Origin of the sequence: Microbacterium sp. zg.B48 (assembly GCF_024623505.1) — a bacterium.
GTDB lineage: Bacteria > Actinomycetota > Actinomycetes > Actinomycetales > Microbacteriaceae > Microbacterium.
On the sequence record NZ_JANJFE010000005.1, the window covers coordinates 182,314 to 208,560 of the forward strand.

The 26,247-nt window shown below is 68.9% G+C and carries 24 protein-coding genes and 1 tRNA gene; 19 read left to right on the forward strand and 6 right to left on the reverse strand.

Translation table 11 applies throughout. The features are described 5' to 3' along the window. The first annotated feature begins 3 nt into the window (after positions 1-3). Both NQ152_RS04845 and NQ152_RS04850 read left to right on the forward strand, forming a co-directional pair. Positions 4-726 carry a GntR family transcriptional regulator gene (locus NQ152_RS04845; protein ID WP_257523192.1) on the forward strand — a complete coding sequence of 241 codons (723 nt, stop codon included), beginning with the start codon at positions 4-6 and terminating at the stop codon, positions 724-726. A gap of 2 nt (positions 727-728) precedes the next feature. Next, positions 729-2,015, forward strand: a complete 1,287-nt coding sequence (locus tag NQ152_RS04850; protein ID WP_257523193.1) for a four-carbon acid sugar kinase family protein — start codon at positions 729-731, stop codon at positions 2,013-2,015. Between the two features lie 405 nt (positions 2,016-2,420). On the opposite strand, the gene NQ152_RS04855 is transcribed toward NQ152_RS04850, so the two are convergent. Next, a tRNA-Gly gene (locus NQ152_RS04855) sits at positions 2,421-2,494 on the reverse strand. Between the two features lie 180 nt (positions 2,495-2,674). Here NQ152_RS04855 and dcd point away from each other — a divergent pair. Both dcd and NQ152_RS04865 read left to right on the forward strand, forming a co-directional pair. Continuing rightward, positions 2,675-3,280 (forward strand): dCTP deaminase, encoded by a 606-nt coding sequence (dcd, locus tag NQ152_RS04860; RefSeq protein WP_257501069.1) that lies wholly within the window; start codon positions 2,675-2,677, stop codon positions 3,278-3,280. A 76-nt stretch (positions 3,281-3,356) separates the two neighbouring features. Further along, entirely contained in the window at positions 3,357-4,121 is a 765-nt protein-coding gene (locus tag NQ152_RS04865) for a ZIP family metal transporter (RefSeq protein WP_257523194.1), read from the forward strand. 97 nt (positions 4,122-4,218) lie between these two features. Here the strand turns inward: NQ152_RS04865 and NQ152_RS04870 are convergent, their stop codons facing one another. Continuing rightward, a complete protein-coding gene (locus NQ152_RS04870; RefSeq protein WP_257523195.1) occupies positions 4,219-5,091 on the reverse strand; it encodes a MarR family winged helix-turn-helix transcriptional regulator in 873 nt (290 codons plus the stop codon). 118 nt (positions 5,092-5,209) lie between these two features. Here NQ152_RS04870 and NQ152_RS04875 point away from each other — a divergent pair, with 118 nt between their 5' ends. Then, positions 5,210-5,779 carry a MarR family winged helix-turn-helix transcriptional regulator gene (locus NQ152_RS04875; RefSeq protein ID WP_257523196.1) on the forward strand — a complete coding sequence of 190 codons (570 nt, stop codon included), beginning with the start codon at positions 5,210-5,212 and terminating at the stop codon, positions 5,777-5,779. Between the two features lie 72 nt (positions 5,780-5,851). Here NQ152_RS04875 and NQ152_RS04880 read toward each other — a convergent pair whose 3' ends face one another. Next, positions 5,852-7,228: an MFS transporter gene (locus NQ152_RS04880; protein ID WP_374113561.1), complete on the reverse strand. Its 1,377-nt coding sequence runs from the start codon at positions 7,226-7,228 to the stop codon at positions 5,852-5,854. A gap of 145 nt (positions 7,229-7,373) precedes the next feature. Between NQ152_RS04880 and NQ152_RS04885 the strand changes: the two genes are divergently transcribed. Both NQ152_RS04885 and NQ152_RS04890 read left to right on the forward strand, forming a co-directional pair. Next, the gene (locus NQ152_RS04885; RefSeq protein ID WP_257501073.1) at positions 7,374-7,862 is read left to right on the forward strand and encodes a cation:proton antiporter regulatory subunit; all 489 of its coding nucleotides are present in this window, start codon (positions 7,374-7,376) and stop codon (positions 7,860-7,862) included. A 9-nt stretch (positions 7,863-7,871) separates the two neighbouring features. Further along, positions 7,872-9,071 carry a cation:proton antiporter gene (locus tag NQ152_RS04890; protein ID WP_257523197.1) on the forward strand — a complete coding sequence of 400 codons (1,200 nt, stop codon included), beginning with the start codon at positions 7,872-7,874 and terminating at the stop codon, positions 9,069-9,071. 6 nt (positions 9,072-9,077) lie between these two features. Here NQ152_RS04890 and NQ152_RS04895 read toward each other — a convergent pair whose 3' ends face one another. Further along, a complete protein-coding gene (locus NQ152_RS04895) occupies positions 9,078-9,647 on the reverse strand; it encodes a GNAT family N-acetyltransferase (protein WP_257523198.1) in 570 nt (189 codons plus the stop codon). Positions 9,648-9,887: 240 nt separating this feature from the next. Between NQ152_RS04895 and dnaK the strand changes: the two genes are divergently transcribed. The 7 genes from dnaK (at position 9,888) to NQ152_RS04930 (ending at position 16,300) form a co-directional block, all read left to right on the forward strand. Next, positions 9,888-11,768, forward strand: coding sequence for a molecular chaperone DnaK (gene dnaK, locus NQ152_RS04900; protein WP_257523199.1), 1,881 nt, complete (start codon positions 9,888-9,890; stop codon positions 11,766-11,768). A 2-nt stretch (positions 11,769-11,770) separates the two neighbouring features. After that, a complete protein-coding gene (locus tag NQ152_RS04905; protein ID WP_257523200.1) occupies positions 11,771-12,388 on the forward strand; it encodes a nucleotide exchange factor GrpE in 618 nt (205 codons plus the stop codon). 16 nt (positions 12,389-12,404) lie between these two features. Then, positions 12,405-13,394 (forward strand): DnaJ C-terminal domain-containing protein, encoded by a 990-nt coding sequence (locus tag NQ152_RS04910; RefSeq protein WP_257523201.1) that lies wholly within the window; start codon positions 12,405-12,407, stop codon positions 13,392-13,394. A gap of 53 nt (positions 13,395-13,447) precedes the next feature. After that, positions 13,448-13,972, forward strand: coding sequence for a heat shock protein transcriptional repressor HspR (locus tag NQ152_RS04915; protein ID WP_257523202.1), 525 nt, complete (start codon positions 13,448-13,450; stop codon positions 13,970-13,972). Positions 13,973-14,029: 57 nt separating this feature from the next. Beyond that, on the forward strand, positions 14,030-14,434 hold the full coding sequence (locus NQ152_RS04920; RefSeq protein ID WP_257501080.1) for an MmcQ/YjbR family DNA-binding protein: 405 nt from the start codon (positions 14,030-14,032) through the stop codon (positions 14,432-14,434). A gap of 76 nt (positions 14,435-14,510) precedes the next feature. Further along, complete coding sequence (locus NQ152_RS04925) at positions 14,511-15,239, forward strand: potassium channel family protein (RefSeq protein WP_257501081.1); 729 nt, start codon at positions 14,511-14,513, stop codon at positions 15,237-15,239. Continuing rightward, entirely contained in the window at positions 15,236-16,300 is a 1,065-nt protein-coding gene (locus NQ152_RS04930; protein WP_257501082.1) for an AI-2E family transporter, read from the forward strand. Before NQ152_RS04925 ends, NQ152_RS04930 begins: the two co-directional genes overlap by 4 nt. Positions 16,301-16,345: 45 nt before the next feature. Here NQ152_RS04930 and NQ152_RS04935 read toward each other — a convergent pair whose 3' ends face one another. Continuing rightward, on the reverse strand, positions 16,346-16,960 hold the full coding sequence (locus NQ152_RS04935) for a hypothetical protein (protein WP_257501083.1): 615 nt from the start codon (positions 16,958-16,960) through the stop codon (positions 16,346-16,348). Between the two features lie 190 nt (positions 16,961-17,150). Here NQ152_RS04935 and NQ152_RS04940 point away from each other — a divergent pair, with 190 nt between their 5' ends. The 3 genes from NQ152_RS04940 (at position 17,151) to NQ152_RS04950 (ending at position 21,006) form a co-directional block, all read left to right on the forward strand. Further along, positions 17,151-18,371, forward strand: a complete 1,221-nt coding sequence (locus NQ152_RS04940; RefSeq protein WP_257523203.1) for a glycosyltransferase — start codon at positions 17,151-17,153, stop codon at positions 18,369-18,371. A gap of 6 nt (positions 18,372-18,377) precedes the next feature. Beyond that, the gene (locus NQ152_RS04945; RefSeq protein WP_257523204.1) at positions 18,378-19,619 is read left to right on the forward strand and encodes a glycosyltransferase; all 1,242 of its coding nucleotides are present in this window, start codon (positions 18,378-18,380) and stop codon (positions 19,617-19,619) included. Positions 19,620-19,986: 367 nt separating this feature from the next. Beyond that, positions 19,987-21,006 (forward strand): GlxA family transcriptional regulator, encoded by a 1,020-nt coding sequence (locus NQ152_RS04950; RefSeq protein WP_257523205.1) that lies wholly within the window; start codon positions 19,987-19,989, stop codon positions 21,004-21,006. A gap of 86 nt (positions 21,007-21,092) precedes the next feature. Here NQ152_RS04950 and NQ152_RS04955 read toward each other — a convergent pair whose 3' ends face one another. After that, entirely contained in the window at positions 21,093-22,688 is a 1,596-nt protein-coding gene (locus tag NQ152_RS04955; protein ID WP_257523206.1) for a M28 family peptidase, read from the reverse strand. Positions 22,689-22,880: 192 nt separating this feature from the next. Here NQ152_RS04955 and NQ152_RS04960 point away from each other — a divergent pair, with 192 nt between their 5' ends. Both NQ152_RS04960 and NQ152_RS04965 read left to right on the forward strand, forming a co-directional pair. After that, entirely contained in the window at positions 22,881-25,088 is a 2,208-nt protein-coding gene (locus tag NQ152_RS04960) for an ATP-dependent Clp protease ATP-binding subunit (RefSeq protein ID WP_257523207.1), read from the forward strand. Between the two features lie 219 nt (positions 25,089-25,307). Continuing rightward, entirely contained in the window at positions 25,308-26,168 is an 861-nt protein-coding gene (locus tag NQ152_RS04965) for a UbiA family prenyltransferase (RefSeq protein ID WP_257523208.1), read from the forward strand. Positions 26,169-26,247: the final 79 nt, after the last annotated feature.

Below are 26,247 nucleotides of genomic sequence, written 5' to 3' on the forward strand. Positions count from 1 at the left end.
ACCATGATTCCCCCGAACGACACTGCACGGGTCAGGCTACCTTCCCGCCAGTCCCTGGCGGACAGCATCTACGAAATATTGCTGGACCAGCTCATTGAGGGTGAAATTCAGGCAGGATCGGCGATGAATATCGAATCGCTGTCCCGGGATCTGGGGGTCTCCCCGACGCCAATTCGTGAGGCGCTAGCGCGACTCGAGGCAACCGGTCTTGTTGAGCGGGAGGCACTCCGTGGATATCGCGCTGCACCTCTCTTTACGATGGACCAGTTGCTCCAGCTCATGGACGCCCGCGCCATTGTCGAGGCTCCCGGAGCTCGGCTCGCCTGCTCGAATGCGACCGCGCCATTCCTCGCGGCGCTTCGGGACAACCTGTCGCGCATGAGACTGCTCGAGCGTGAGGCGGGACGGTACGGTTTATACCGCAAGGCCGACGAGGAGTTCCATGACCTCATCGCCCAGCAGGCGAACAACCCTTTTCTCTTCCGCGCGTACAAGTCTCTCGAAGCCCACGTGCAACGCTTCCGATTGTTCGGCGCTGTCGGCAGATCCGATGTCAATCACGCCGTCGCCGAACACGCCATGATCCTCGAAGCGATCGTCAGCGGCGACGCAGACAAGTCCTATGAGGCAATGACTGAACACATTGGGAGCGTGCGCGCCCGCGCGTTGAACGACCGCGCCACCGTCTCCGATGTCCCATATGGCCACGAGAAAGACCTGCACTGAAGATGACCACTACCTCCCCGGCCGAGCAGGCAGTTCGCACGATCGTGCTTGACGACGACCCCACTGGCACGCAGAGTGCCTCCGGGGTACGCGTACTTTTCTCTTGGGAAACAGACGCCATCCGGGAAGCGCTTCGCGACAGCGTAAGCGTCTACATCCTGACCAACACTCGTTCCATTGAAGAAGACTCTGCAATATCACTCGTCAATGAGGTGCGTGCAAACGCGCTCGACGCGGCGGCGCAGCTCGGCGTTGATATCCAGTTCGTCCTCCGGGGTGATTCCACGCTGAGAGGGCACGTCTTTGCGGAGTCCGATCAATTCATGGACGACGACTCCGTACTCGTCTTTGTACCCGCATTTCCCGAAGGTGGGCGGCGCACCCTCAACAACGTGCACTTTGTCGCAATCGACGAGGTCGACGTACCCGCTCACAAGACTGAATTCGCCCGCGACCCGGTCTTTCCTTTCGGTGGGCAAACCTTAGCGGACTACGTGCGAGAGAAGTCTCCCCGAACGCCCGTTCCGGTCTCTCTCGCCTCCGTGCGGTCGGACGAGCTGTTTCGCACCCTCTGCCGTGTGCCAGCCGGAGCGGTCGTGCTACCGGACGTGGCAACCGGCTCAGACATCGATGCGATCGCTGACGCCATCCGGCGAGCGGGCGCCGCGGGTCGGAAGATCGTCGTGAGGTGCGGCGCCCCTCTCGCGGCAGCCCTCGCTAGCGTCGTCAGCGACGCTCCGTATCTGCCGCCCGAACGGTCGCCACGCGCGACGCTCCTCGTCTGCGGATCGCATACTGCGGCAGCCGGGGAGCAGTTGCACGCGGTCGAAGAACGATGGGGGCGCTCACTCGTGCTCACCACCTCTCACGCGCTCGCGGACCCGAGTGCGGCCGGGACCGCACTGGCGGAGGCCGCCAAGGCCGTACTGGCGGAGTCTCCTCTCGTAATCATCTCCTCCGAGCGAACGCGAAGCGAGGATCACGGGACGTTGCAACACGGCCAACGCGTGATGGAAGCGCTCACAGCCTGTGTGGCGCGACTTGTCGCCGATGTCGACCTTGTGGTCTCGAAAGGCGGAATCACGTCGGCGGAGGTGGCACGCGCAGGTATCGGAGCCACTCAGGCCCTTGTCCAGGGACAGATTCGCCCTGGCGTTTCGGTCTGGCAACTTGAAGACAGTACCGGTCGATCCCTCGAATACGTCGTGGTCCCGGGCAACGTCGGCTCGAGAGGTACTATCGCTGAGATTCTCGACCGGTTCCGCGTGCAAGAGCCCGCGAAGGTCTGACGCGGCTGCGCGTCGGGCGTTACCGACGCGCCAGACGCTTCGTCAGCGAGACCGCTGAAGCGGACGTCCCGTGTGGTCTGGCGACGAGCAGACGACCAACAATCAAATGGTTGGCTTTGGGCGGCCTGCCCAACCTGAATTATCTGTGGCTACAGTGAGTCGAACCACGTAGACAAGTTCTCGACCGCCTTCTGTCTCTTTGAGGTCGAAGCCGACGTCGATGACAGCGCGCCACATCTAACGCGACTCCACCCAATAAGGGCGCCCTGACCATGCTCGCGAGCCTTGGGCATGCCCCAAGGCGATCCCTGATCGGTGTACACATCGCTGTACACATAGCTGTGGCGCCACGTGGTGTGCTGTGGCGCCGCCAAAGCGAAAACCCCCGGAAAACGGGGGGTCTCGTGGAGGGGATGACGGGAATCGAACCCGCGCTATCAGCTTGGGAAGCTGAAGTTCTGCCATTGAACTACATCCCCGGACGACCTTTCGGCGCCTGGACAGGATAACAGAGACGTCCGCGAGGACCCACGCGGCGCATGATTCCTGCACTTCGGATAGGCACTGTCCGGGGCTCGGCGTGATGACGGGGCCCGCTGCGCGTTCCGCGTCCGGATGGCAGGAATTGTGGTCCACCACGGCGCCGCTAGGCTTGCGGCGTGCTGCTCTCAGACCGCGACATCCGCCTCGAAATCGACGCCGGCCGGATCGGGCTCGAGCCCTGGGAACCGGGGATGGTGCAGCCGTCGAGCGTGGACGTGCGGCTCGATCGCTACTTCCGGCTCTTCGACAACCACAAGTACCCGTTCATCGACCCGGCCGAGGATCAGCCCGAGCTGACGCACCTGATCGAGACCGCGCCGGAGGAGCCGTTCATCCTGCACCCGGGCGAGTTCGTCCTGGGCAGCACCTTCGAGCTGGTCGCGCTGCCCGACGACATCGCCGCGCGGTTGGAGGGGAAGTCCTCGCTCGGGCGGCTCGGGCTGCTCACCCACTCCACCGCGGGATTCATCGATCCCGGCTTCTCGGGCCACGTCACACTGGAACTCTCGAACGTCGCGACCCTGCCGATCAAGCTGTGGCCTGGGATGAAGATCGGGCAGCTGTGCTTCTTCCGCCTGTCCTCGCCCACCGAGAATCCGTACGGCTCCGGCCCCTATGGCAATCGGTATCAAGGACAGCGTGGGCCGACGGCATCCCGCTCGTTCCAGAACTTCCACCGCACCGACGTGGGCTCGAGCGATGCGGGTTCGCGCGGCCACTGAGCCGATGCTCGCCGCGAGGACGACGCCGCACGGACGACCTGCTCGGGTCTCACGCTGCTGGGTTTAGGTTGAGGCCATGACCGGCGTCTGGTTGGCCGCGCTGAGCGGACTCATCGCAGCCGCCACACTCCTGCTGGGCGCAGCGATCGCGTGGTTCGTCGACATCCCGCAGCGGGCCGTGGCCGGCATCCTGGCGCTCGGCGCCGGCGTGCTCATCGCGACCGTGGCATTTGAACTCGTCGACCAAGCGGTGTCGGACGGCGGGGTCGGACCGACGGCGGGAGGGCTGCTGGTCGGGGCGCTCCTCTATATCGTGGCGGACTGGCTCGTGTCTCGGCCCTCTCAGCCTGCGACGGGCGCTCCGGCGAACATCGTGGACCGGCGCAGCACCGCGCGATTCGCGAGCGGGACGGGCGCGGCGATCGCGATCGGCGCCCTGATCGACGGCATCCCAGAATCGATCGTCATGGGACTGGCGGTGCTGCACGGCGGCGGCATCAGCATCCCGATCGTCGTCGCCGTCGCGATCAGCAATTTCCCGGAAGGGCTCGGGTCCACCGCCGCTCTCAAGAGGGGCGGCTCCAGCGCACGCAGAGTCGCGCTGCTGTGGTGTGGCATCGCGCTCATCACGGTCGTCGCGACGCTGCTGGGCTACCTCGCGTTCCAGCCCGCATCCGACGCGTTCATCGCATTCGTCATCGCGATCGCCGCGGGAGGGCTGCTTGCGATGATCTGCAACACCATGATTCCCGAGGCCTTCGAAAAGCAGCGGACGCTCACCGGTCTGTGGGCGACGCTCGGGTTCCTTGCCGCGTTCCTCCTGCACGAGGTTGCGGGCTGAACCCGTCGCCTCGTGAAGGAGGTCGCGGGGGCGGTCGCGCAGCCCAACGGGTTGAGAGAGGGGTGGCTGAGCGATAAGAGACGCCGATGGCCGCGCGTCAGGCAGCGGCATTGCGCGATGCCGCGTACCCGGCGGCAAAGCCGCGCTCGAAGGCGTGTTCGCTCTCGTGGGGATGGCCGCCCCCGCACCGGTGCGCGTGGTCGTGGCTGTGGGCGTGGCCGTGGCCGTGCTTGTGCGCGGGGCCGTGGCCGTGCTCGTGCGCGGGGCCGTAGCCGTGCTCGTGCGCGTGGCCGTGGCCGTGCTCATCTGGACCGTGGCCGTAGCCGTGGTTGCCGCGGTGGTGGTGGCCGTGGTGATGACCGCGGCCGTGACCGCGGAACCCGAACCCAGGACCGAAACCGAACCCACGACCGGACCCAGGACCGAAGCCGCGGTCGGACTCGGTGCTGTCGTGATCCGCCGCGAAGCCGGGTCCGAACCCACGGCCGAACCCGCGCCGCGGCATCCGGGCGCCCTCATCCCATCCCAGCTCCCGGGCGATGGCCTCCAGCGAGGCCAGGGTGGTGGCGAAGTCCTCGGGCGAGACCGCGCCGGCCACGCGCGAGCGGACGCCCTCCACGATCTCGCCGAGGCGCTCGCGGGCCGCCCGACCTTGGTCGGTGAGCACCCAGGTGCCGTCGCCGGTCTGTTCGATCCAGCCGCGATCCTCCAGCCGGCGCAGCCGCTTGCCCTTGCGGACGAAGCGGTCCGCGAACGCAGGCAGGTCGAGGTCGCCCGAGAGTGCGTTGAGCAGCATCCACTCACGGCGGGTGACGCCGGTCCCGTCGAAAGCTGCGGCGAACTTGCGGCTGATCAGGTCGTCGACCGTGCGCAGCCAGTACCCGAGCGGACGGTCGGTGGGCACGCCTCCCGGCGCGCCGGCGGTTCCCTCATCGGAGGGGTCGTTGACATTCGTGTCTTCGTCGTTCATCAGAAGTCCTTTTCCAGGGGGCGGCACGAGCGGCCACCGATGTTGCATGTAGAAGAACATGTACATGTAGGGTGACATGCAGTCGCGGAACATGTCAAGTCACATGTAAATTCGAAGAATGACATCCGCACCCTCCGATCCCGCCGACGCGATCGCGGCAGCGCTCGCCCGCCTGCGCGGGCGGCGGATGCCGCGACCGCCGTGGGACGGGAGCCACGGCCCCGGCGCACATCACGGCGACCCCGGCGACCATCGCCGTGACGGGGGCTGGATGCGCGGCGGTCCGCACGCCATGCACGGCACGCACGGCGGCATGGGCGGTCCAGCGCCGTGGGGCGGCGGACCGCGGATCGGCGGACCCGCGCGACTGAGGCTGCTCGAGGCGCTGTCCGCGGCAGCCGGGCCGCTGTCGGTCAACGAGCTCGCCGATGCGGTGGGAGTCGATCAGCCCCGCGCCTCGCGCCTGGTGCAGCAGGCGGCGCAGATGGGGCTGGTGCGTCGGGAAGCAGACCCGGACGATGCTCGTCGCACGCGCGTGGCCCTGACCGATCAGGGGCTCGCGATCGTCCGGGGCTTCCGCGGCGAGCGTCGGAATGCCGTCGACTCGGCGCTCTCCTCGTTCAGCGAGCAGGAGCGTACCGAACTGGCCCGCCTGCTCACGAAGCTCGCGGACTCCTGGCCGAAGTGAGCGCGCCGACCGCGCAGCGACCCTCGCCGCCGGGGCGCGACGACCCGTGCCGGGCCTGAGCCTGCCGGGGCGTCAGTCCTTCAGCCGCTCCTGCACGGCCTTCACCGGGATCAGCAGCAGCAGCCCGACTGCCAGGACCAGCACGATGCCCAGGATGCCGAAGTACGCGGCGCCGAACACCGACACGAACACGGCGAACATGGTCGGCGCCAGGAATGAGACCGCGCGGCCGGTCGTCGCGTACAGGCCGAACACCTCGCCCTCACGACCCGGCGGGATGATCCGCGCCAGGAACGTCCGCGAGGCGGACTGAGCCGGACCGACGAACAGGCACAGGGCGAGCCCCGCCGTCCAGAACACGATCTGCCCGCCGTCGTGCAGGAAGAACACGAGCAGGCCGGAGATGATCAGCCCGACCAGGGCGGCGACGATCACCGGCTTGGCCCCGAGCCGGTCATCGAGGGCACCCACCAGGATGGTCGAGACGCCGGCGACGACGTTGGCCGCGATGGCGAAGATGATCACGTCTCCGGGGGAGAAGCCGAACACGGATGCCGCGAGCACGCCGCCGAACAGGAACACGCCCGCCAGGCCGTCGCGGAAGACGGCGCTGGCCAGCAGGAACCACACCGTGTGCCGCGACTCCCGCCACATCTTCGCGATGTCGTGTCCCAGGCGCACGTACGAGGCGAAGAACCCGACGTGCTGCCGCCGGACCCCTGCGCCGCGGTACTCGGGAACGGCGAACAGGACCGGCAGCGCGAACAGCCCGAACCAGGCCGCCGAGACCAGCACCGCGGCCCGGACCGGCAGCCCGTCGCCTTCGGGCACCCCGAACAGTCCCTCGATGAAGCCGAAGTAGACGATCAGCAGCAGGACGATCCCGCCGATGTAGCCCATTCCCCAGCCGAAGCCGCTGACCTTGCCGATCGAGCGCGGTGTGGACACCTGCGAGAGCATCGCGTTGTAGTTGACGCCGGCGAACTCGAAGAACACGTTGCCGCCGGCGACCAGCAGCAGTCCGAGCCAGAGGAAGGACGGGTCGGGCTCCACGAAGAACATCGCCGCCGTCGCGGCCACGACGATGTACGTGTTCACCGCCAGCCACAGCTTGCGGCGCCCCGAGGTGTCCGAGCGCTGCCCGGTCACCGGTGCGAGCACGGCTATCACGAGCCCGGCGCCGGCCAGCGCCCAGCCCAGCAGCGCCTCCACCGTGCCCGTCGGTCCGAAGGCCGAACTGGTGAGGTACACCGTGAAGACGAAGGTGGTCACGACCGCGTTGAACGCCGCCGAGCCCCAGTCCCACAGGCCCCAGGCCAGCACGATGCGCTTGCGGGTGCTGGATGGACGCTCCTCCGCGGCCATCGCCGTGGCCAGCGCATCGGTCGGGGTGACGCCGGAGAACTGCGGCCCCTCAGGCGTCGTCCCACGAAGATCAGGATCGCTCATGTCCGTCACGGTAGGGCCCTTCGGTGAACGGCGGGTGCGGCAGTGCACGCGGGCCGCGTCTCTGCGGCCTGCTCAGGCTACCCCGGCATGCACCGCCTGGCGGAAGCGACGACGCCGGTGCCGCGGACGGTGCCATTATGTACGCATGCCTGCCCACGTCGAACGCGCCGAGCTGCCTGGAATCGGTGTCCGCCACGACATCGTGACCGAGGAGGGCCGCCGGCTCTCGGTACTGAACCTCCGCGACGGCGGCCGTCAGATCGCGCTGTCCGATGAGGACGATCCCGACCGTGCCGGCGAGACGATCACCCTCAGCGACGACGAGGCGATCGCCCTGTCCGAAGTGCTCGGCGCCTCGGTCCTGCTCACCGAACTGGCCGGTTTGCGCCATCAGGTCGAAGGCCTCGCCGTCGAGCAGATCCCGGTGCGCGCCGACTCTCCCTTCGTGGCTCGCCCGCTCGGGGACACCAGAGCCCGCACCCGCACCCGATGCTCGATCGTCGCGATCGTGCGGGCGACCGAGATCCTGCCCGCTCCGGGGCCTGACGACGTTCTGCGCAGCGGCGACTTGCTCGTCGTCGTCGGCACGCGTGATGGCCTCGACCACCTCGTCCGCATCGTCAGCGGCACCTGATCGCAGCGGATGGCCCACAGCGCGCTCGTCCTCGTCGAGATCGGCGCGCTCATCCTCGGGATCGGGCTGCTCAGCCGGCTGGCGTCTCGCCTGGAGATCTCACCGATCCCGCTGATCCTGTTGGGCGGTCTCGCATTCGGCGAGGGTGGATTCTTCCCCTTCACGCAGGGCGAGGAATTCATCGAGATCGGCGCCGAGATCGGCGTCATCCTCCTGCTGCTCATGCTGGGACTGGAATACACCGCACGCGAACTGGTCTCCAGCCTGAACGGATCGAAGGCCGCCGGCCTGATCGACATGGCGCTGAACGCGGTTCCCGGGGCCCTGCTGGCGCTGCTGCTCGGCTGGGGCCCGGTCGCCGCGGTCGCGATGGCGGGCATCACCTGGGTCTCCTCGTCCGGCGTCGTCGCCAAGGTCCTGCAGGACCTCGGCCGCCTCACCAACCGCGAGACGCCCGTCGTGCTGTCGATCCTGGTCATCGAGGATCTGGCCATGGCGTTCTACCTTCCGGTGCTGACCGCGCTCCTGGTCGGGACCGGCCTGCTGGCCGGCACCGTCTCGGTGGTGGTCGCCCTCGCCTCGGTCGCGCTGATCCTGTACGTCGCGCTGCGCCACAGCAGGATCGTGTCTCGCCTCGTCTGGTCCAAGGAGGCCGACGTCCTGCTGCTGTCGGTGTTCGGCCTGACGCTGCTGGTCGCGGGCCTCGCCGAGGGCGCCAACGTGTCGGCCGCCGTCGGAGCGTTCCTGGTCGGCATCGCGATCTCCGGGCCTGCCGCCAAGCACGCGCAGCGCGTGCTGACACCGCTGCGGGACCTCTTCGCGGCGGTGTTCTTCCTCTTCGTCGGCCTCTCCACCGATCCCGGCGAGCTGCTCTCGATGCTCGTGCCGGCGATCCTGCTCGCGATCGTGACGATGGGCACCAAACTCCTGACCGGCTACATCGCGGCGCGGCGCGCCGGCATCGGTGAGGCCGGACGCTGGCGCGCGGGCTTCGCGCTGATGTCGCGCGGCGAATTCTCCATCGTCATCGCGGCCCTGGCCGTCGCGGCCGGCGTAGACCGGTCCCTCGCCGCCCTCGCGACGGCCTATGTCCTGATCACGATGGTGGCCGGCCCGCTCCTTGCCCGCATCCCGGATTCCGGCCGGTTCATCCAGACCACCCGACGCATCGAGGCCAAGCGCCGCGCGGGTTCCGCCACGGCCGGTTAGCGGCGCTCAGGCGCGCCGCGCGGACCACTCCTGCTCCAGGATCGCGTAGACGCCGGTGTCGGCCCACTCGCCCTTGAACCACATCTGCTCGCGGAAGTGCGCTTCACGGCGCATCCCGAGCCGTTCGCACAGCGCGACGGATGCCGCATTCCGAGGGTCCAGTTCGGCGAAGACCCGGTGCAGGCCGAGCTCGCCGAACGACAGGTCCAGGAGCAGTCCGGCGGCCTCTCGGGCGTAGCCGCGCCCCTGGAAACGAGGATCCAGGAGCCAGCCGAGCTCGCCGGCCTTATCCGGCACGCTGGCGAGCCTGAGATACATGGTCCCGATCAGCTGCCCTGCGCTGTTGCGGATCGCGGGCTGAAGGTAATCGTCCGGCGCGGCCAGGCGCGTGGCCGCGGCATCCCGGTCCAAGACGTCCCGCACGCGCTCCGGCGAGCGCGGCTCGTAGAGCAGGTAGCGGCAGACCTCGGGATCGGACTGGATGGCGTACAGCGCGTCGAAGTCGTGGGGGCGGAGCAGATCCAGACTCACCCGGTCGCCCTGAATCGGCTCTCGGAACTCCCACGGCAGGGGCATGGGCCCATCCTGACAGCCGGAGCCGTACGCCGCAGCCTGCGTGCACCGGCGACCGCAAAGTTGAGCCATTCCTTATCAAGTTCATTTGACAGGCTCGAGCGACCTCCGGTAACCTTGAGTCATCGCGGCTCAACCCCTTCGAGGCCGAGGCTCACGTCTCCGGTTCGGGGTTGCCCGCCAACGACTTCACACCACCCGGGGTCCGGATTCGTCCGCCCCTGAACAAGGAGAGAGAAACACATGGCCCGTGCTGTTGGAATCGACCTGGGAACCACGAACTCTGTCGTGGCCGTCCTCGAGGGCGGCGAGCCGAAGGTCATCGCGAACGCCGAAGGCTTCCGTACCACCCCGTCCGTGACCGCGTTCACCAAGGACGGCGAGGTGCTGGTCGGCGAGACCGCCAAGCGCCAGGCCGTCACGAACGTCGAGCGGACCATCTCGTCGGTCAAGCGCCACATGGGCACCGACTGGAAGTTCGACGTCGACGGCAAGAAGTGGACCCCGCAGGAGATCTCTGCGCGCATTCTGGGCAAGCTCAAGCGCGACGCCGAGGAGTATCTCGGTGACACCGTGACGGATGCCGTCATCACTGTGCCCGCGTACTTCAACGACGCCGAGCGCCAGGCGACCAAGGAAGCCGGTGAGATCGCCGGCCTGAACGTGCTGCGCATCATCAACGAGCCGACTGCGGCCGCCCTCGCCTACGGTCTGGACAAGGGCAAGGAGGACGAGCTCATCCTCGTCTTCGACCTCGGTGGCGGAACGTTCGACGTGTCCCTGCTGGAAGTGGGCAAGGACGACGACTTCTCGACCATCCAGGTGCGCTCCACCGCCGGTGACAACCGCCTCGGCGGTGACGACTGGGACCAGCGTCTGGTGGACTACTTCATCAAGCAGTTCAAGGACACCACCGGTGTGGACGTCTCCCACGACAAGATCGCGCTGCAGCGTCTGAAGGAGGCCGCGGAGCAGGCCAAGAAGGAGCTCTCCAGCTCCATGTCCACCTCCGTGAACCTGCCCTACCTGTCCCTGACCGACAGCGGACCGGTCTCGCTGTCCGAGACGATCACGCGCGCGAAGTTCGAGGACCTCACCAAGGACCTGCTGGACCGCACGAAGAAGCCGTTCGAGGATGTCATCCGCGAGGCCGGCATCAAGGTTTCCGACATCGACCACGTCGTGCTCGTGGGTGGATCCACCCGCATGCCCGCCGTCGCCGAACTGGTCAAGCAGGAGGCCGGCAAGGAGCCCAACAAGGGCGTCAACCCGGACGAGGTCGTCGCCGTGGGCGCCGCACTGCAGGCCGGTGTCCTGCGCGGTGAGCGCAAGGACGTGCTGCTGATCGACGTCACCCCGCTGAGCCTCGGCATCGAGACCAAGGGTGGCATCATGACGAAGCTGATCGAGCGCAACACCGCGATTCCGACCAAGCGCAGCGAGACCTTCACCACGGCCGATGACAACCAGCCGTCGGTGGCGATCCAGGTGTTCCAGGGCGAGCGCGACTTCACCCGCGACAACAAGCCGCTGGGCACGTTCGAGCTCACCGGAATCGCCCCCGCGCCGCGCGGCATCCCGCAGGTCGAGGTCACGTTCGACATCGACGCGAACGGCATCGTGCACGTGTCCGCCAAGGACAAGGGCACCGGCAAGGAGCAGTCGATGACGATCACCGGCGGCTCGTCGCTGCCGAAGGAGGACATCGAGCGTATGGTGCGCGAGGCCGAGGAGCACGCGGCCGAGGACAAGAAGCGCCGTGAGTCGGCCGAGGTCCGCAACCAGGCCGAGACGCTGTCGTATTCGATCGACAAGCTGATCAAGGACAACGACGACAAGCTGCCCACCGACGTCAAGACCGAGGTGCAGGCCGACGTGGACGCGCTCAAGGCCGCGCTGGCCGGCGAGGACGACGACGCGGTCAAGACCGCGTTCGACAAGCTGAACCAGAGCCAGGGCAAGCTGGGCGAGGCCATCTACGCGTCCGGTCAGGCTTCGCAGTCCGCTCCGGATGCCGGGGCCGATGCTTCGGCCGGCGCCGGCTCCGCGGACGGGGCCGCCTCATCCGATGAGGATGTGATCGACGCCGAGGTCGTCGACGACGAGGACGAAGAGAAGAAGTAGCCATGACGGACAAGAACTTCGAAGAGCACAGCGCTGATCGCGAGCCTGCCGACGAGGTTCGACCGGACGAGGAGGGGTCGGAGGCGCAGGTCTCCGGCCCCGATTCGCAGCCGGGCGGATCCGACGAGGGCTGGACGGTCGAGGACATCCTGAACGCCGCGCAGACCGTCGATGCCGCGTCCGAGGACGCCGGTGCCGCCGACCCGGATGCGCCCCTGATGGTCGACCTCAAGCGGCTGCAGGCCGAGTACGCCAACTATCGTCGGCGCACCGAGGACCAGCGCGAGCGCGAGATCGAACGAGCCAGGGGCGAGGCCGTGAAGGGTCTCCTGCCGGTGCTCGATGATTTCGACCGCGCCGACAAGCACGGCGATCTGGTCGAGGGCAGCCCCCTCGCGGCGATCGGCGACAAGGTGCGCGCGCTGGCCGAGAAGCTGGGTGCCGTCGCGTACGGCGTCGTCGGAGAACCCTTCGACCCGCAGCAGCACGAGGCGATCTTCCAGGCGCCGACACCGGGGACCACCGAGCCGACGATCCTCGAGGTCGTCGAAGTCGGCTACCGCCTGGGTTCGGTCGAACTGCGGCCCGCGAAGGTGGTCGTCGCGGTGCCGGCCGAGTAAGCAGGAGGATCACTGGATGGCCAGTCAAGACTGGTTCGACAAGGACTTCTACAAGGTCCTGGGTGTCGATAAGAGCGTCAGCGAGGCCGACCTGAAGAAGACCTACCGCAAGCTCGCGCGCACGTACCACCCCGACTCCAATCAGGGTGACGCGAAGGCGGAGGCCAAGTTCAAAGAGGTCAGCGAGGCGTACTCGGTGCTCTCCGACCCGGAACAGCGCAAGGAGTACGACCAGATCCGGGCGATGGGCTCGGGGGCTCGTTTCACGGCGGGCGATCAGCCCGGCGGGTTCGAGGACGTCTTCAGCATGTTCGGGCAGGGCCGTGGCGCCCGCCAGGCGGCGCCGGAGGACTTCGACGACATCTTCAGCATGTTCAACCAGCAGCAGGGCGGCGGTTTCGGCTCCGGTCGGTTCGGCCAGCCCTCGGGCGGATTCCGCGGGTACGGCGGCCCGCGCCGGGGCGCCGACGTGACCGCCCGCACGACGATCGATTTCATCACCGCGACCCGCGGCGAGACGATCACGCTGCAGGGCGAGGACGGCAAGCCGTTCAAGGTGAAGATCCCCGCCGGCGTCGCGGACGGCCAGAAGATTCGCCTGCGCGGGCGGGGGCGTCCGTCCCCGGACGGCGGCGAGTCCGGTGACATCGTCGTTCAGGTGGCGGTGCGACCGCACCCGGTGTTCACCCGGGAGGGGCTCAACCTCCGGGTCACCGTGCCGGTGACCTTCACCGAGGCTGCGCTCGGCGCGACGATCGAGGTGCCCACCCTCGGCGGCGATCCCGTGAAGCTGCGCGTTGCGCCCGGCACCCCATCGGGCCGGGTGCTGCGTGTGAAAGGCCGCGGCGTGCAGACCGGGAAAGGCACCGGAGACCTCCTGGCCGAGGTGCAGGTCGCGGTGCCGTCGCATCTGGACGAGGCGGCCCGCGAGGCGCTTCAGCGGTTCCACGATCTGGAGCCGAAAGAGAACCCTCGCTCGGACCTGATGTCGAAGGCGCGCGGATAGCCCGCAGGGGCTGAGCAACGAGATCCAGTGAGAGACGGGATGAGGTGAGAGGGATGGCTGACCGAGAGATCGATGAGGACGCCCCGATCTTCGCGATCGCCGTCGCCGCCGAACTCGCCGGCATGCACCCGCAGACTCTGCGGCAGTATGACCGGCTCGGCCTGGTGGTTCCGGCCCGCACGCGGGGCGGATCGCGCCGCTATTCCACGCGGCATGTGGAGCAGCTGCGCGAAGTCGCCCGTCTCTCCTCCGACGGCATGAGCCTGCCGGCGATCGCCCGCATCATCGAGCTCGAAGATCGCGTCCGCGAACTGCACCATCGGGTCAACGATCTCGAGGCTCGCATGCGCGCCGAACTGGAGAACCGCCCCGGTGCGCGCGTCTTCGCCGCCGGGGCCACAGGGTCGGTGATCACGCTGCGTCAGGGCCGACGGGTGCGGCGTGCGACCGACATCGTGGTCTGGCGACCGCGCCTGGCACTGGAGAACGCGCCGGACGCGCCGGACGCGCCGGACGGGACGCCGGAAGAGGCGGTGGGCGCGCGCGGCGGAGTCGGCGCAGCCGAGACCCAGGGCTGAGTCCGGCGCGCTCCGGAGCGGCTTGGCGGCGGAGGCGGGAGCGAGCACACTGTCGGTATGCCCACTCTGGCCGATGTGCGCACGATCGCGCTGGGCTTTCCGGAGACGTTCGAGAAGGTGGACGGCCATCGCGGCGGCGCGGGCTGGCGCACCGCGGACGGCCTGTTCGTCTGGGAACGCGGTCCCAGCAAAGCCGACCTCGCCGCGCTGGCGGAGCTGGGCAGGTCCTGGCCGGAGGGCGCCGTCGTGGGGGTGCGCACGGACGGGCTGGAGGGCAAGGAGGCGCTGCTCGGCGCGTACCCCGATGTCTTCTTCACCATCCCGCATTTCGACGGCTACCCGGCCGTCCTGGTCCGCCTGGACATCATCACGCGGGACTTCCTGCGCGAGGTGATCACCGACTCGTGGCTTCTGAAGGCGCCCAAGCGGCTGTCCCGGGGCTGGCTGGCAGAGCACGAGTGACGCGGGGGCGCAGTGCGGTCGCCGCCGCGCCGCGCGGGATCCGGCATCCCGCCGGTGCCGGTTCTAAAGTTCGGGCATGACCGAGGAGCGGTGGCGGCAGCTGACCTACTGGCCGCTTCTGGTCTCCTCGGTGATCTTCATCGTGGTGTACTCCTGGCAGGTGATCGCCGACCTTCAGGGCACCGCCTATCTGGTCGCACGCGTGTTCATCCTGCTGACGTGGGTGAGTTTCGCCGTCGACTACACCGTGCGGCTGGGGCTGGCTCACCCGCGCGGTCCGTGGTTCCGCAGGCACATCTTCGACCTTCTGGTCGTCGTCCTTCCGGTCCTCAAGCCGCTGCGCCTGCTCAAGGCGCTCACCCTCGTCCACATGCTGCAGCAGACCGCGGGCACCGCGCTGCGCAGTCGCATCGCGATCTACGGGTCCGGTGCGGCTGCCGTGCTCATCTGGGTCGCGGCCCTGGCCGAGCTCGAAGCGGAGCGCGGAGCGGCCGGCGCCAACATCGAGACCTTCGGCGATGCGATCTGGTGGGCGTTCGTCACCGTCACGACCGTCGGCTACGGCGACTTCTATCCGGTCACCCCGTGGGGCCGCACGATCGCGGTGCTGCTGATGTGCGGAGGCGTCGCGCTGGTGGGTGTGGTGACGGCGACGCTGGCGTCCTGGGTGCTGGAGCGGGCGGCCATCGGCCGGGACGCCGACGAGCCGGCCACCCGTGGACAGCTGCGCGATGTGGCGCACAAGATCGACGACATCAGCGCTCGCCTGCCACGCCCGCCCGCCGAGAACGCGGACGCACGATGAGCGATTCCGGCCGGGTCCCCCCGCCCGCGATGGCGCCCTCCCTGCGGCTTCTGCTCGGCTTGGCCGCAGCGGTGATCGCGCTCGCCGGCCTGTTCTTCGCCCGCGAGCTGGTCGGCCCGCTCGTGCTGGCCGGCGTCATCGTGATCATCTGCCACCCGGTCCGGCACGGGCTGGAGCGCCACCGCTGGCCGCGCTGGCTGGCCACGACCGCCGTGATCGGCCTGGCCTACCTGATCCTGGCCGTCCTCGGGGTGCTGCTGTTCTTCGCGGGCACGCAGTTCGTCCGACTCGTCGGCGACTACACCGACCAGCTGCGCGACGCGGCCGGCGGCTTCGTCGACTGGCTCGGAACGGTGGGCCTGAGCGATGAGGCCTCGGATGCCGCGGCATCCGTCTTCGAGCCGTCGAGCATCGTGTCGGCGGTGACATCCGTGGGCGGAACGGCGGTAGGGATCCTCACCGCGATGTTCTTCGTCCTGGCGTATGTGATCTTCATGGCCGTCGACGGGGCCCGCTACAGCCGAGCCGAGGCGGCCTTCGGCACCGCCGCGACGCCCGTGGTCCATCGCATCCGGCTCTTCAACTCCGGCGTACGCCGCTACTACGTCGTCAACGCCACCTTCGGGGCTCTGGTCGCGGTCCTCGACGGACTGGCGCTGTGGGCGATCGGGGTCCCGGCACCGGTGGTGTGGGCGATCCTCGCGTTCGTGACCAACTTCATCCCCAACATCGGCTTCGTCATCGGCCTGATCCCGCCCGCACTGCTGGCCCTGGTCGTCGGCGGCTGGCCGCTGATGCTCGTCGTGATCGCGATCTACAGCGTGGTCAACGTCGTGCTGCAGGTCCTGGTGCAGCCGAAGTTCGTCAGCGACGCGGTGGATCTCACCCTCACGCTGAGCTTCTTCTCGGTCATCTTCTGGACCTTCATCATCGGCCCGCTCGGCGCGATCCTGTCGATCCCGCTCACCCTGCTCGTGCGCGCGCTCGTGCTGGACGTCGACCCGGACGCGCGCTGGCTGCGCTGGCTCTCCGGGGACACCGCCGGCACGGCGCCGCGCTGAACCGCAGCGCCCCGCGGAGCGCGGCGTACCGGCCGGGCGGAAGGCTCAGGGCTCGATCCGCAGGACCTCCGGGGATTCGCCGACCGCCAGGTCATCCACGATCCGCAGGGTGCGCGCCAGATCGTCGACGGCGCCGATCACCGTGCCGAACCGCTCGCGGTCGCCGCACACCGCGGTGACGGTCACGAAGTGGGTGCCGGTATCCCATGTGTACGTGGCGAACGGCGGCGTGCGCTGATCCGGGGGCAGCGGGATCACCAGCTTCTCGCCCATGCCGAGGTACGTGCCGCGGAACGACTCGGTGTCGTCGTACTCCATCGGCAGCGAGGCGCGCGCGGCGCGCAGCTGTGCGGTGGCCTCCTGAACCTGAGCCATCACCACCAGCAGTTCTGGGTCCGCCTTCCACACCCACACCAGCACGCGGCCCGCCGCGCGGCGCATCAGGAACGGGGTGGCCTGGCTCATCGCCCACGCCGCGAAGCCACCCCGGCGGCGCGGACTGCCGCCGTCGGCCGGCGTCCCGGACGCGCCGAGCGCACGCGTGGCCTGATCGAGGAGCATGCCGATCGCGGCCTTGCGGTGCCGGCGACCGCCGAACATCAGCGAACCGGTCACGGCGACCCAGCGGTTCGGGTCGGCATCAGCCTGAAGTCGGGGCATGCCTCCAGGGTACGAGGTGGGAGCACCGCATCCGCCGCCGATTGCACCGCGCCGGCGCGGACCCCGGGCGGACATCGGACCCGGCCACGGTGCTTCCCGGCCTCCCACAGACCCCTCGGCTAGAGTTGAAGCGCGCACGCACCGACCTGTGCGACCCGCCCCCAGCGCAGAGATAGGCAACCAGCATCCCGTGACCCCGTCCGAGACGCCCGACGATCCCCGCGCCGACGGGCCGGACACCCGGCGACCCCTCGCGGTCCTGATCGGCGCCGACACGTTCGCTCCGCACGTCAACGGCGCAGCGCGGTTCGCCGAGCGCCTCGCCGCCGGCCTGGTCTCGCGCGGGCACGAGGTGCACGTCATGGCGCCCAGTGCCACGCACTGGACGCGCGGAACCTCGACCGAGATCATCGAGGGCGAGCCGATGACCGTGCACCGACTGCCGTCGTGGCGCTGGTATCCGCACGACTGGCTCACCTTCGTGCTGCCGTGGATGTCCAAGCGCCACGCCCGACGCGTGCTGGACGAGGTCAAGCCCGACGTCGTGCACATCCAGTCGCACATCGTGATCGGCCGCGGGCTGTCCCGCGAGGCGCGCAAGCGCGGCATCCCCATCATCGCCACCAACCACGTGATGGCCGAGAACGTCCTGGATCACACCACCCTGCCGAAGGCCTTGAACGACGTGATGGTCAAACTCGCGTGGGCGGACGCGAAGCGCACCTTCGGCATGACCCGCGCGGTGACCACACCCACTCGCCGGGCGGCGGATTTCCTGGAGTCGACCATCGACATCCACGGGGTCATCCCGATCAGTTGCGGCATCGATCGCTCCAACTACGTCCCCGACCTGACCCCGCGCGACGCCAACCGCATCCTGTTCGTCGGCCGGCTCACCACCGAGAAGCACATCGACGTCCTGCTCAGCGCAGCGGCACAGCTGGATGCTGGGCTGGACGTGCACGTGGACCTGGTCGGAGAGGGGGATCAGCGCAAGAACCTCGAGCAGCTCGCGCATTCCCTCGGCCTGGACGCGCGCGTCCGCTTCCACGGGCACGCCCCCGAGGAGGAGCTGCGTGCGCTGTACAGTCACGCCAGCGTCTTCGCGATCGCCTCGATCGCCGAACTGCAGTCGATCGCGACCATGGAGGCGATGGCCTCCGGTCTGCCGATCGTGGCCGCCAACGCCGTGGCGCTGCCGCACCTGGTGCACGACGGCGTGAACGGGTACCTGTTCGAGCCGGGCAACGTCCAGGAGATGTCCGCGCGGCTCGCGGACGTGCTCACCGCAGCTCCCGAGGAGCGCCTCCGCATGCAGCAGGCCTCGCTCGACGGCGTCGTGATCCACGACATCAACCGCACACTCGACACGTTCGAGGCGCTGTACCGCGGCGACCCGATTCCGGAATAGGTGCCGATGCACGTCGTGATGTTCGGCGATCAGCACGTCGAATCCCTCGGCGGGGCGCAGGTCTCGATGCGGTTGCAGCGGCGCTTCCTGGAGCGTGCCGGCCACACCGTGAGCATCGTGGCGCCGCGGATGCACGGCCCCCGCGCCGGCATCGCGGACGACGCCTACATCGACACCCCTTCGATCCCGCTCACGGTCGATCGCGAATACTCGATGTCCTGGCCCGGGCGCCGCACGGACCGGTTCGTCGACGCCGCCCTGTCCGGTCGCCCGCCGGTGGACGTGGTGCACGTCCAGGGTGACTTCTGGGGCGCATTCATCGGCCACCGCTTCGCGGCGCGGCACGGACTGCCGGTGGTGCACACCATGCACAACCGCGTGGACGTCGGGATCGAGGCCACCGCGCCGTTCCCGGGTGTGGTGCTGCGGAGCCTGAACGCGTGGCAGCGGCGCGTACTCGCGCCGGTCGGGCGCGGCGCTGCGGCTGCCCCCGACCGGACCGCCGCAGCGACCACCGGGCGGGACGGCTGGGCGTATCTGCGCCGCTTCGCCGCGCGGTCGCAGGCGGTCACGGCGCCGTCATCGCATTTCGCGCGGCGGCTGGAGCAGCACGGCGTGACTCCCGGCCTCGGGGCCGTGCCCGGCGTCGATGTCGTGTGGAACGGGATCGACGACGACGTGCTGGATGCCGCGCTCGCCTCCGAACCGGCCCGGCGGGCCGCGGGGCGACCGCGTCTGGTCTGGCTCGGGCGGATGAGTCCCGAGAAGCGTCTGCTGCCGTTCCTGGAGGCCGTTGCCGAGGCCGGGATCGAGGCGGAGGTGGAGATCATCGGCGGCGGGGGGCAGGAGGGTGCGGCGCGCAGGCTGGTGCAGCGGCTCACGCCCACGGCATCCGTCGTGTTCGCCGGTCGGCTGCCGTACGTCCAGACCCTGCACCGCATCGCCGCGGCCGACGCGGTCGTGCAGACCTCGATCGGCTTCGAGACGCAGGGCATGACGGTGTTCGAGGCCGCAGCGCTGGGCACGCCCGCGGTCGTCAGCGACCCGGATATCGCCGCCGAGCTGGGATCGGGCCTCTGGGCGGTGCCGGATGCCTCATCCGCGGCGCTGGCGGCAACCCTGCGCACCGCGGTCACACAGATCGCGAGCGGGCACGGCCCGATTCCGGACGGCTCTGTGCGGGACAGATTCCGGCAGTCGTCGCGCACCGCGGCGATGGTCGAGGTCTACCGGCGCGCTCGGGCCTGACCGGGGCAGCGGTCGTCAGCGCGGACCCGCCCGTGTGCGGCGCATGACTCCTGCACTCTGCGAGCAGTGGTGCCGGGTCGAGCCGGTATCCGGCCTTCCGCGATCGCCGATGGTGGCGAAGTGCAGGAGTTATGGGCCTGTGGTGGACGGGGACCGCTCAAGGAAGGCGCGTGTAGTCGGTCGGCACCCGGTGGTAGCCGTCCTTGGTCAGGGCGAGGACCGAAGCACCGATCGCGTAGGCGGCAATGGCGGCAACTGCAATGATCATCAACATGGCAGGAACGCTACGCTTGACCGAATCCCGCCACGAGTGGCAGGATGGCCATGCAGCGCACGATTACTGCCACGACCCCATCGAGGAGCCGCCATGAAGACCGTTGCCGTCATCGTCCAAGACGGATTCGCGCCCTTTGAGTTCGGTGTCGCGTGCGAGGCGTTCGGTCTGGACCGCACCGACGACGGCATCCCGAACTTCGACTTCCGAATCGTGGCCCCCGCGCCCGGGATCGTGCAATCCAAGCTGGGTTTCTCGATCAACGTCGAGAACGACCTGTCCTTCGCGTACGAAGCCGACCTCGTGGTCGTCTCGCCCACGCCCCAGGAATGGTGGGGCCGGACGGATGCGCGCGTGCTCGAGGTGGTTCGGCACGCCGCCAGACGCGGAGCCTGGCTGCTCAGCGTCTGCAGCGGATCGTTCATCCTCGCCGAGGCCGGCGTTCTGGACGGTCGCCGCGCCACGACGCACTGGATGTACGCCGACACCATGACCCGGATGTACCCGGCGATCGACGTGGATCCAGACGTGCTGTACGTGCAGGACGGCCGCATCATCACCAGCGCCGGCACCGCGGCGGGCCTGGATGCGTGCCTGCACCTGCTGCGTCAGGAGCTCGGCGCCGAGATGACCAACACGATCGCACGACGCATGGTGGTGCCGCCGCAGCGGGATGGCGGGCAGGCGCAGTTCATCTCTCGGCCGCTTCCGCAGGTGGCCAGCCTCTCGCTGTCGCCGGTCACGGATTGGATGCTGGGGAACCTGCGAATGGAGCTGACCGTCGATCAGCTCGCCGCGAAGGCGCACATGTCGCCGCGGACGTTCGCGCGCAGGTTCAAGGCCGACTACGGCACGACGCCGGCGGCATGGCTCGGCCGGCAGCGGATCATCCACGCCCAGCGGCTGCTCGAGCAGACCGACCTGGGCCTGGACCGCATCGCCTACGAGTGCGGTTTCGGATCGGCATCCGTCCTGCGCCAGAACTTCTCGCGCGTGCTCGGCACCACCCCGACCGCGTACCGGGCGACGTTCTGCTGCGGGATCGGGACCAACGGCTCCGCGCTCGAGGCGCACGACACCGCGCGCGCGACGACAGCGGTCCCGGCGGCATAGCCCGGCGGATCGGCGCGCTTCGCTGCCGCTCACACCGAAGCGGCGGGGGACGCACCGCCCCCGCCGCTTCGGTCGCACCGTGCCCGTTACTGCGTGAAGCGGTCCCGGAGGGCGTTCAGGTCGACGCCCGACCCCGCCGACTTCGCGCTGAAGGTGTCCACCGTCCCGGTCACCGTCGACGTGTCGAACGCGAACGTGATGATGGCCGCCGCCATCGCGTCGGAGTTGACGTCCAGGGCGATCCGGTTGACGTTGCCGGCGAGCCGCTGCTTGTACGACTTGTTCAGCGCCTTGTACAGCTCCTGGTCCGCGCCGTCCGCAGTCAGGCTGTCGCACGGCTGGTGGTAGCAGGGGTCGTACGCGACATCCGGGAGCCCGCCGTACAGCGCGGCCTCCTCGGCGGTCTTGATCTCCTCTGCACCGGTGAACAGTCCGCCGGCCGGGATGCCGGCGCTGATGAACGGGCCGTAGTCCGAACGTCCCGAGAAGTCGGTGTCCTGATACGGCAGTCCCTGCGACTGGTAGAACTGCTCGAACACGTCCTCGATCGCCGCGGAACCCTCGGGGATGAACCCCTCGGGCGCCGTTCCGCTCGAGTCGTCGCCGTCGTAGATCCCGTAGAAGAAGTTCGGCGAGCCGATCATGTCGAAGTTCAGGTACAGGGCGATCTCATCCTGCTGCTCGGGCGTGAGGTTGTTGACGTAGTACTCCGAGCCGAGCAGGCCCTCCTCCTCGGCTCCCCACCAGGCGAAGCGCACCGTGTTGGTCGGCTTGACGCGCTGCATCTGGATCGCCGTCTCCAGCAGCGCTGCACTGCCGGTGCCGTTGTCGTTGATGCCCGCGCCGTTCTGCACGCTGTCCAGGTGCGCGCCGGCCATGACCACGTTGCTGTCATCGCCGATCTGCGTCTCGGCGATCACGTTGAACGCGGTCCGCTCCTCGGCGAAGTAGTCCACGGTCACCGTGACCTCCGCGCCCGGTGTCGAGGCGAGGTCCTGCCCCACGGATGACGCGACGAAGATCGCCGGGATCGTCAGGCCGGTGGCGTCTCCGATCATTCCCACGAGCCCCGGGCGGCCGTCGTTGGTGACGATCACCGCGACAGCGCCGGCAGCCTGGGCATTCAGCGCCTTCAGCGAGAAGTCGCAGGTGCCGCGCTGGACCAGCGCGACCGAACCGGCGTCGAAGTCGGCGAAGTCCTCCGCCTCGCACCCGCTGGTGCTGGTTCCGTCCGCGGGGAACGGCGGAACCAGATCGACCGGTTCAAGCGGACCGGTCCCGGTGCCCTCGGGGCTCCCGGAGTCGAAGTTGTTGCGCAGGAAGTCCTGGCCGTCCACCCACGTCGTCGGGGGGTCGACGCGCGAGAGCGCGGAGTTCTCCTCGGCGTAGGTGAACGGGAACTCCTGGACCTCCGGGGTGTAGCCGGCGCGTTCGAGCTCCCGCACCACGTAATCCACGGATGCCGCGTACCCTGGCCGTCCGGCGGCGCGGTCGCCGTTGTCATCGGCGATGCGCTGCAGTTCCTTCAGGTGGTTCATCACCTGGCTGATCTTCACCGCGCGGGTGATCTTTGTGACCGTATCGGCCTCGGGTACGGCGAATGCTGGTGATGCCAGACCCACCGTTGCCACCATGGCAGCGGCGGCGATCGCCGCAGCCGTCCTGCGGGACGTGAAGGACATGGTTCTCCTCTCGGACCTTCGGCGACCTCGTTGACGCCGACGCTCCGACGTTAGTCAACGTCCCGCCGGTTGGGTAGGGCTGGTCACGACCGCGCTGCGGGCAGGGGCATTGCCGCCCATGCGCCCCTCTGGTAAACTTGAGTCAACGCGGCTCAAGTTTGAATGAGCCCGACCCCAGACCTCAGGAGATAGATGAACGCCACGCAGCAGCCCGGACAGGAGGAGCAGCAGAGCCCCTTGGAGCAGTTCGGGATCAACCTGACCGACCGCGCCCGTCAAGGCAAGCTCGACCCGGTCATCGGACGCGACAGCGAGATCCGGCGCGTCAGCCAAGTGCTCACCCGCCGCACCAAGAACAACCCGGTCCTGATCGGCGAGCCCGGCGTCGGCAAGACCGCCGTCGTCGAGGGCCTCGCTCAGCGGATCGTGGCCGGCGACGTCGCGGAGTCCCTCAAGGACAAAGAACTGGTCACTCTGGACATCTCGGCGCTGGTCGCCGGGGCGATGTACCGCGGTCAGTTCGAGGAGCGCCTGAAGAGCGTGCTGAAGGAGATCACCGAATCCGACGGCAAGGTCATCACCTTCATCGACGAGCTGCATGTGCTGATGGGCGCCGGCGGCGGCGAGGGCTCGGTCGCGGCATCCAACATGCTCAAGCCGATGCTCGCCCGCGGTGAGCTGCGGATGATCGGCGCCACCACGCTCAACGAGTACCGGGAGTTCATCGAGAAGGATGCCGCGCTGGAACGCCGCTTCCAGCAGGTGTATGTCGGCGAGCCCTCGGTCGAGGACACGGTGGCGATCCTGCGCGGGCTCAAAGAGCGCTACGAGGCCCACCACAAGGTGGCCATCGCCGACGCGGCGCTGGTGGCGGCGGCATCGCTGAGCAGCCGCTACATCCCGTCCCGTCAGCTGCCGGACAAGGCCATCGACCTGATCGACGAAGCCGCGTCACGCCTGCGTATGGAGATCGACTCCGCGCCGCTGGAGATCGATGAGCTGCGCCGTCACGTGGACCGGCTCAAGCTCGAAGAGCTCGCGTTGAAGAAGGAGAAGGACGCGGCATCCAAGGAGCGTCTGGTCAAGCTGCGGGAGGACCTCAAGAGCGAAGAGGAGCGCCTGCGCGAGCTGCAGTCCCGCTGGGAGCGCGAGCGTGCGTCGCTCAACCGCGTCGGCGACCTGAAGACCCGGCTGGATGCAGCCCGGATGGAGTCCGACCGCGCACAGCGCGAGGGCAACCTCGAGAAGGCGTCCCGGCTGCTGTATGCGGAGATCCCGGCGCTGGAGCGTCAGCTCCTGGAAGCCGAGCGCGAGGAGCCGGCCGGAGACCGCATGGTCAACGACCAGGTCACCGAAGAGGACATCGCCTCGGTGATCGCCGCCTGGACCGGCATCCCGGTCGGCCGGCTGCTGCAGGGCGAGACCGAGAAGCTGGTGCATCTGGAAGCCGAACTCGGCAAGCGGCTGATCGGTCAGAAGGAGGCCGTCAAGGCGGTCTCGGATGCCGTGCGGCGCTCTCGCGCCGGCATCAGCGACCCGGACCGGCCGACGGGCTCGTTCCTGTTCCTCGGACCGACCGGTGTCGGAAAGACCGAGCTGGCCAAGTCGCTGGCGGACTTCCTCTTCGACGACGAGCACGCCATGGTCCGCATCGACATGTCCGAGTACGGCGAGAAGCACTCCGTGTCGCGACTGGTCGGTGCGCCCCCGGGATACATCGGCTATGAGCAGGGCGGACAGCTGACCGAGGCCGTGCGCCGCCGTCCCTACAGCGTCGTGCTGCTGGACGAGGTCGAGAAGGCGCACCCCGAGGTGTTCGACGTGCTGCTGCAGGTGATGGACGACGGCCGCCTGACCGACGGCCAGGGTCGCACCGTGGACTTCAAGAACGTCATCCTGGTGCTGACCTCGAACCTGGGTTCGCCGATCCTGATCGATCCGACGCTGTCGATCGAGCAGAAGCGCGAGGCCGTGCAGGGGCTGGTGCGCCAGGCGTTCAAGCCCGAGTTCATCAACCGCCTGGACGACATCGTGATCTTCCAGGCCCTGACCGAGGATGATCTCGCGCAGATCGTCGAGCTCACCGTGGACGCGCTGCAGCGCCGGCTGCACGAGCGGCGCCTGACCCTTGCGGTCACACCGGACGCGCGAGCGTGGCTCGCCGAGCGCGGCTACGACCCGGTGTTCGGCGCTCGACCGCTGCGCCGGCTCATCCAGTCCGAGATCCAGGACCGCCTCGCGATGGCGATCCTCTCGGGCGGCGTACGCGACGGCGACGTCGTGCGCGTGGACGTCGCGGTCGACGGATCGACGCTGGTGCTCACCAGTGCCGGCCCGGCCGAGGGCACCGAGGCCACCGTGGATGACGACGAGGTCGTCGAAGCGATCCTCGAGGACTGAGCCGCGCTCCTGGTCCTCCGCTCCCCTGTCACGACACGCCGGCCCGGCGCGCAGAACGTGACAGGGGAGCGGCGTGCCCGGCGATTCTCGAGGACTGAGCCGCGCTCCTGGTCCTCCGCTCCCCTGTCACGACACGCCGGCCCGGCGCGCAGTTCGTGACAGGGGAGCGGCCTGCCCGGCCTGCGCGGGGATGCCCCGGACGGCGGTACGGTCGGGTGCATGCGAATCGCCGGTGACCCGAAACCGTCGGTGATCGCGGCACTCTGGCGCTCGACGCACCCGGGCCCCAGCCTCGTCGTGACCGCAGTGGCGCTCACCCTCGGAGTCGCCGCAGGCCTGGACCCCTGGCGGATCGCGGTGCTGACCGCGGCGATCCTGCTCGGGCAGCTCTCGGTCGGGCTCTCCAACGACGCCATCGACGCGCGTCGGGACCGTCTCATCGCGCGTACCGACAAGCCGCTCGCGCGCGGGGACGTGTCGCTGCGCGTCGCGTGGGCGGCGGCATCCGTCTGTGTGCTGCTGTCGCTGGGCCTGTCCGTCGCCCTGAGCTGGGCGATGGGGCTCGCGCACCTGGTGGCGCTGGCATCCGCGTGGTCCTACAACGCGGGGCTGAAGTCCACGCCGGTCTCGGTGCTGCCGTTCATGGTCAGCTTCGGGCTGCTGCCTTCGCTGGTCACGCTGTCCGCCGCGGAGCCGCGGCCCGCCGCCGGGTGGGCGTGGATCGCCGGCGCCGCTCTGGGCATCGCGATCCACCTGACCAACGTCCTGCCCGATCTGGATGACGACGCCCGCACCGGTGTGCGCGGCCTGCCGCATCGCCTCGGTCGTCGCCTCTCCGCGGTGATCGCGGCGCTGGCGCTGGTCGGGGGAGCGGTGGCGGTGCTGGTCGGACCCGCGTCTCCGGCGGGACCGGAGTGGCTGAGCATCGTCATCTTCGTCGGCGTGGTCGCCATCGCCGCGGCCGGTCTGGTGCTCGCGCTGGTGCGGCCCCCCGGGCGGCGCGTGTTCCAGCTCGTCATGCTCGCGTCGCTGCTGCTGTGCGTCCTGCTCGCGGCGACGGGTCGGGCGCTCGCCGCCTGAGCCGCGTCGGCGGCCGCAGCCCCTCCAGCTCGCTGAGCCCCCGCTGAGCGCCTCGAGACCGCATAGGCGCCTCGAAACA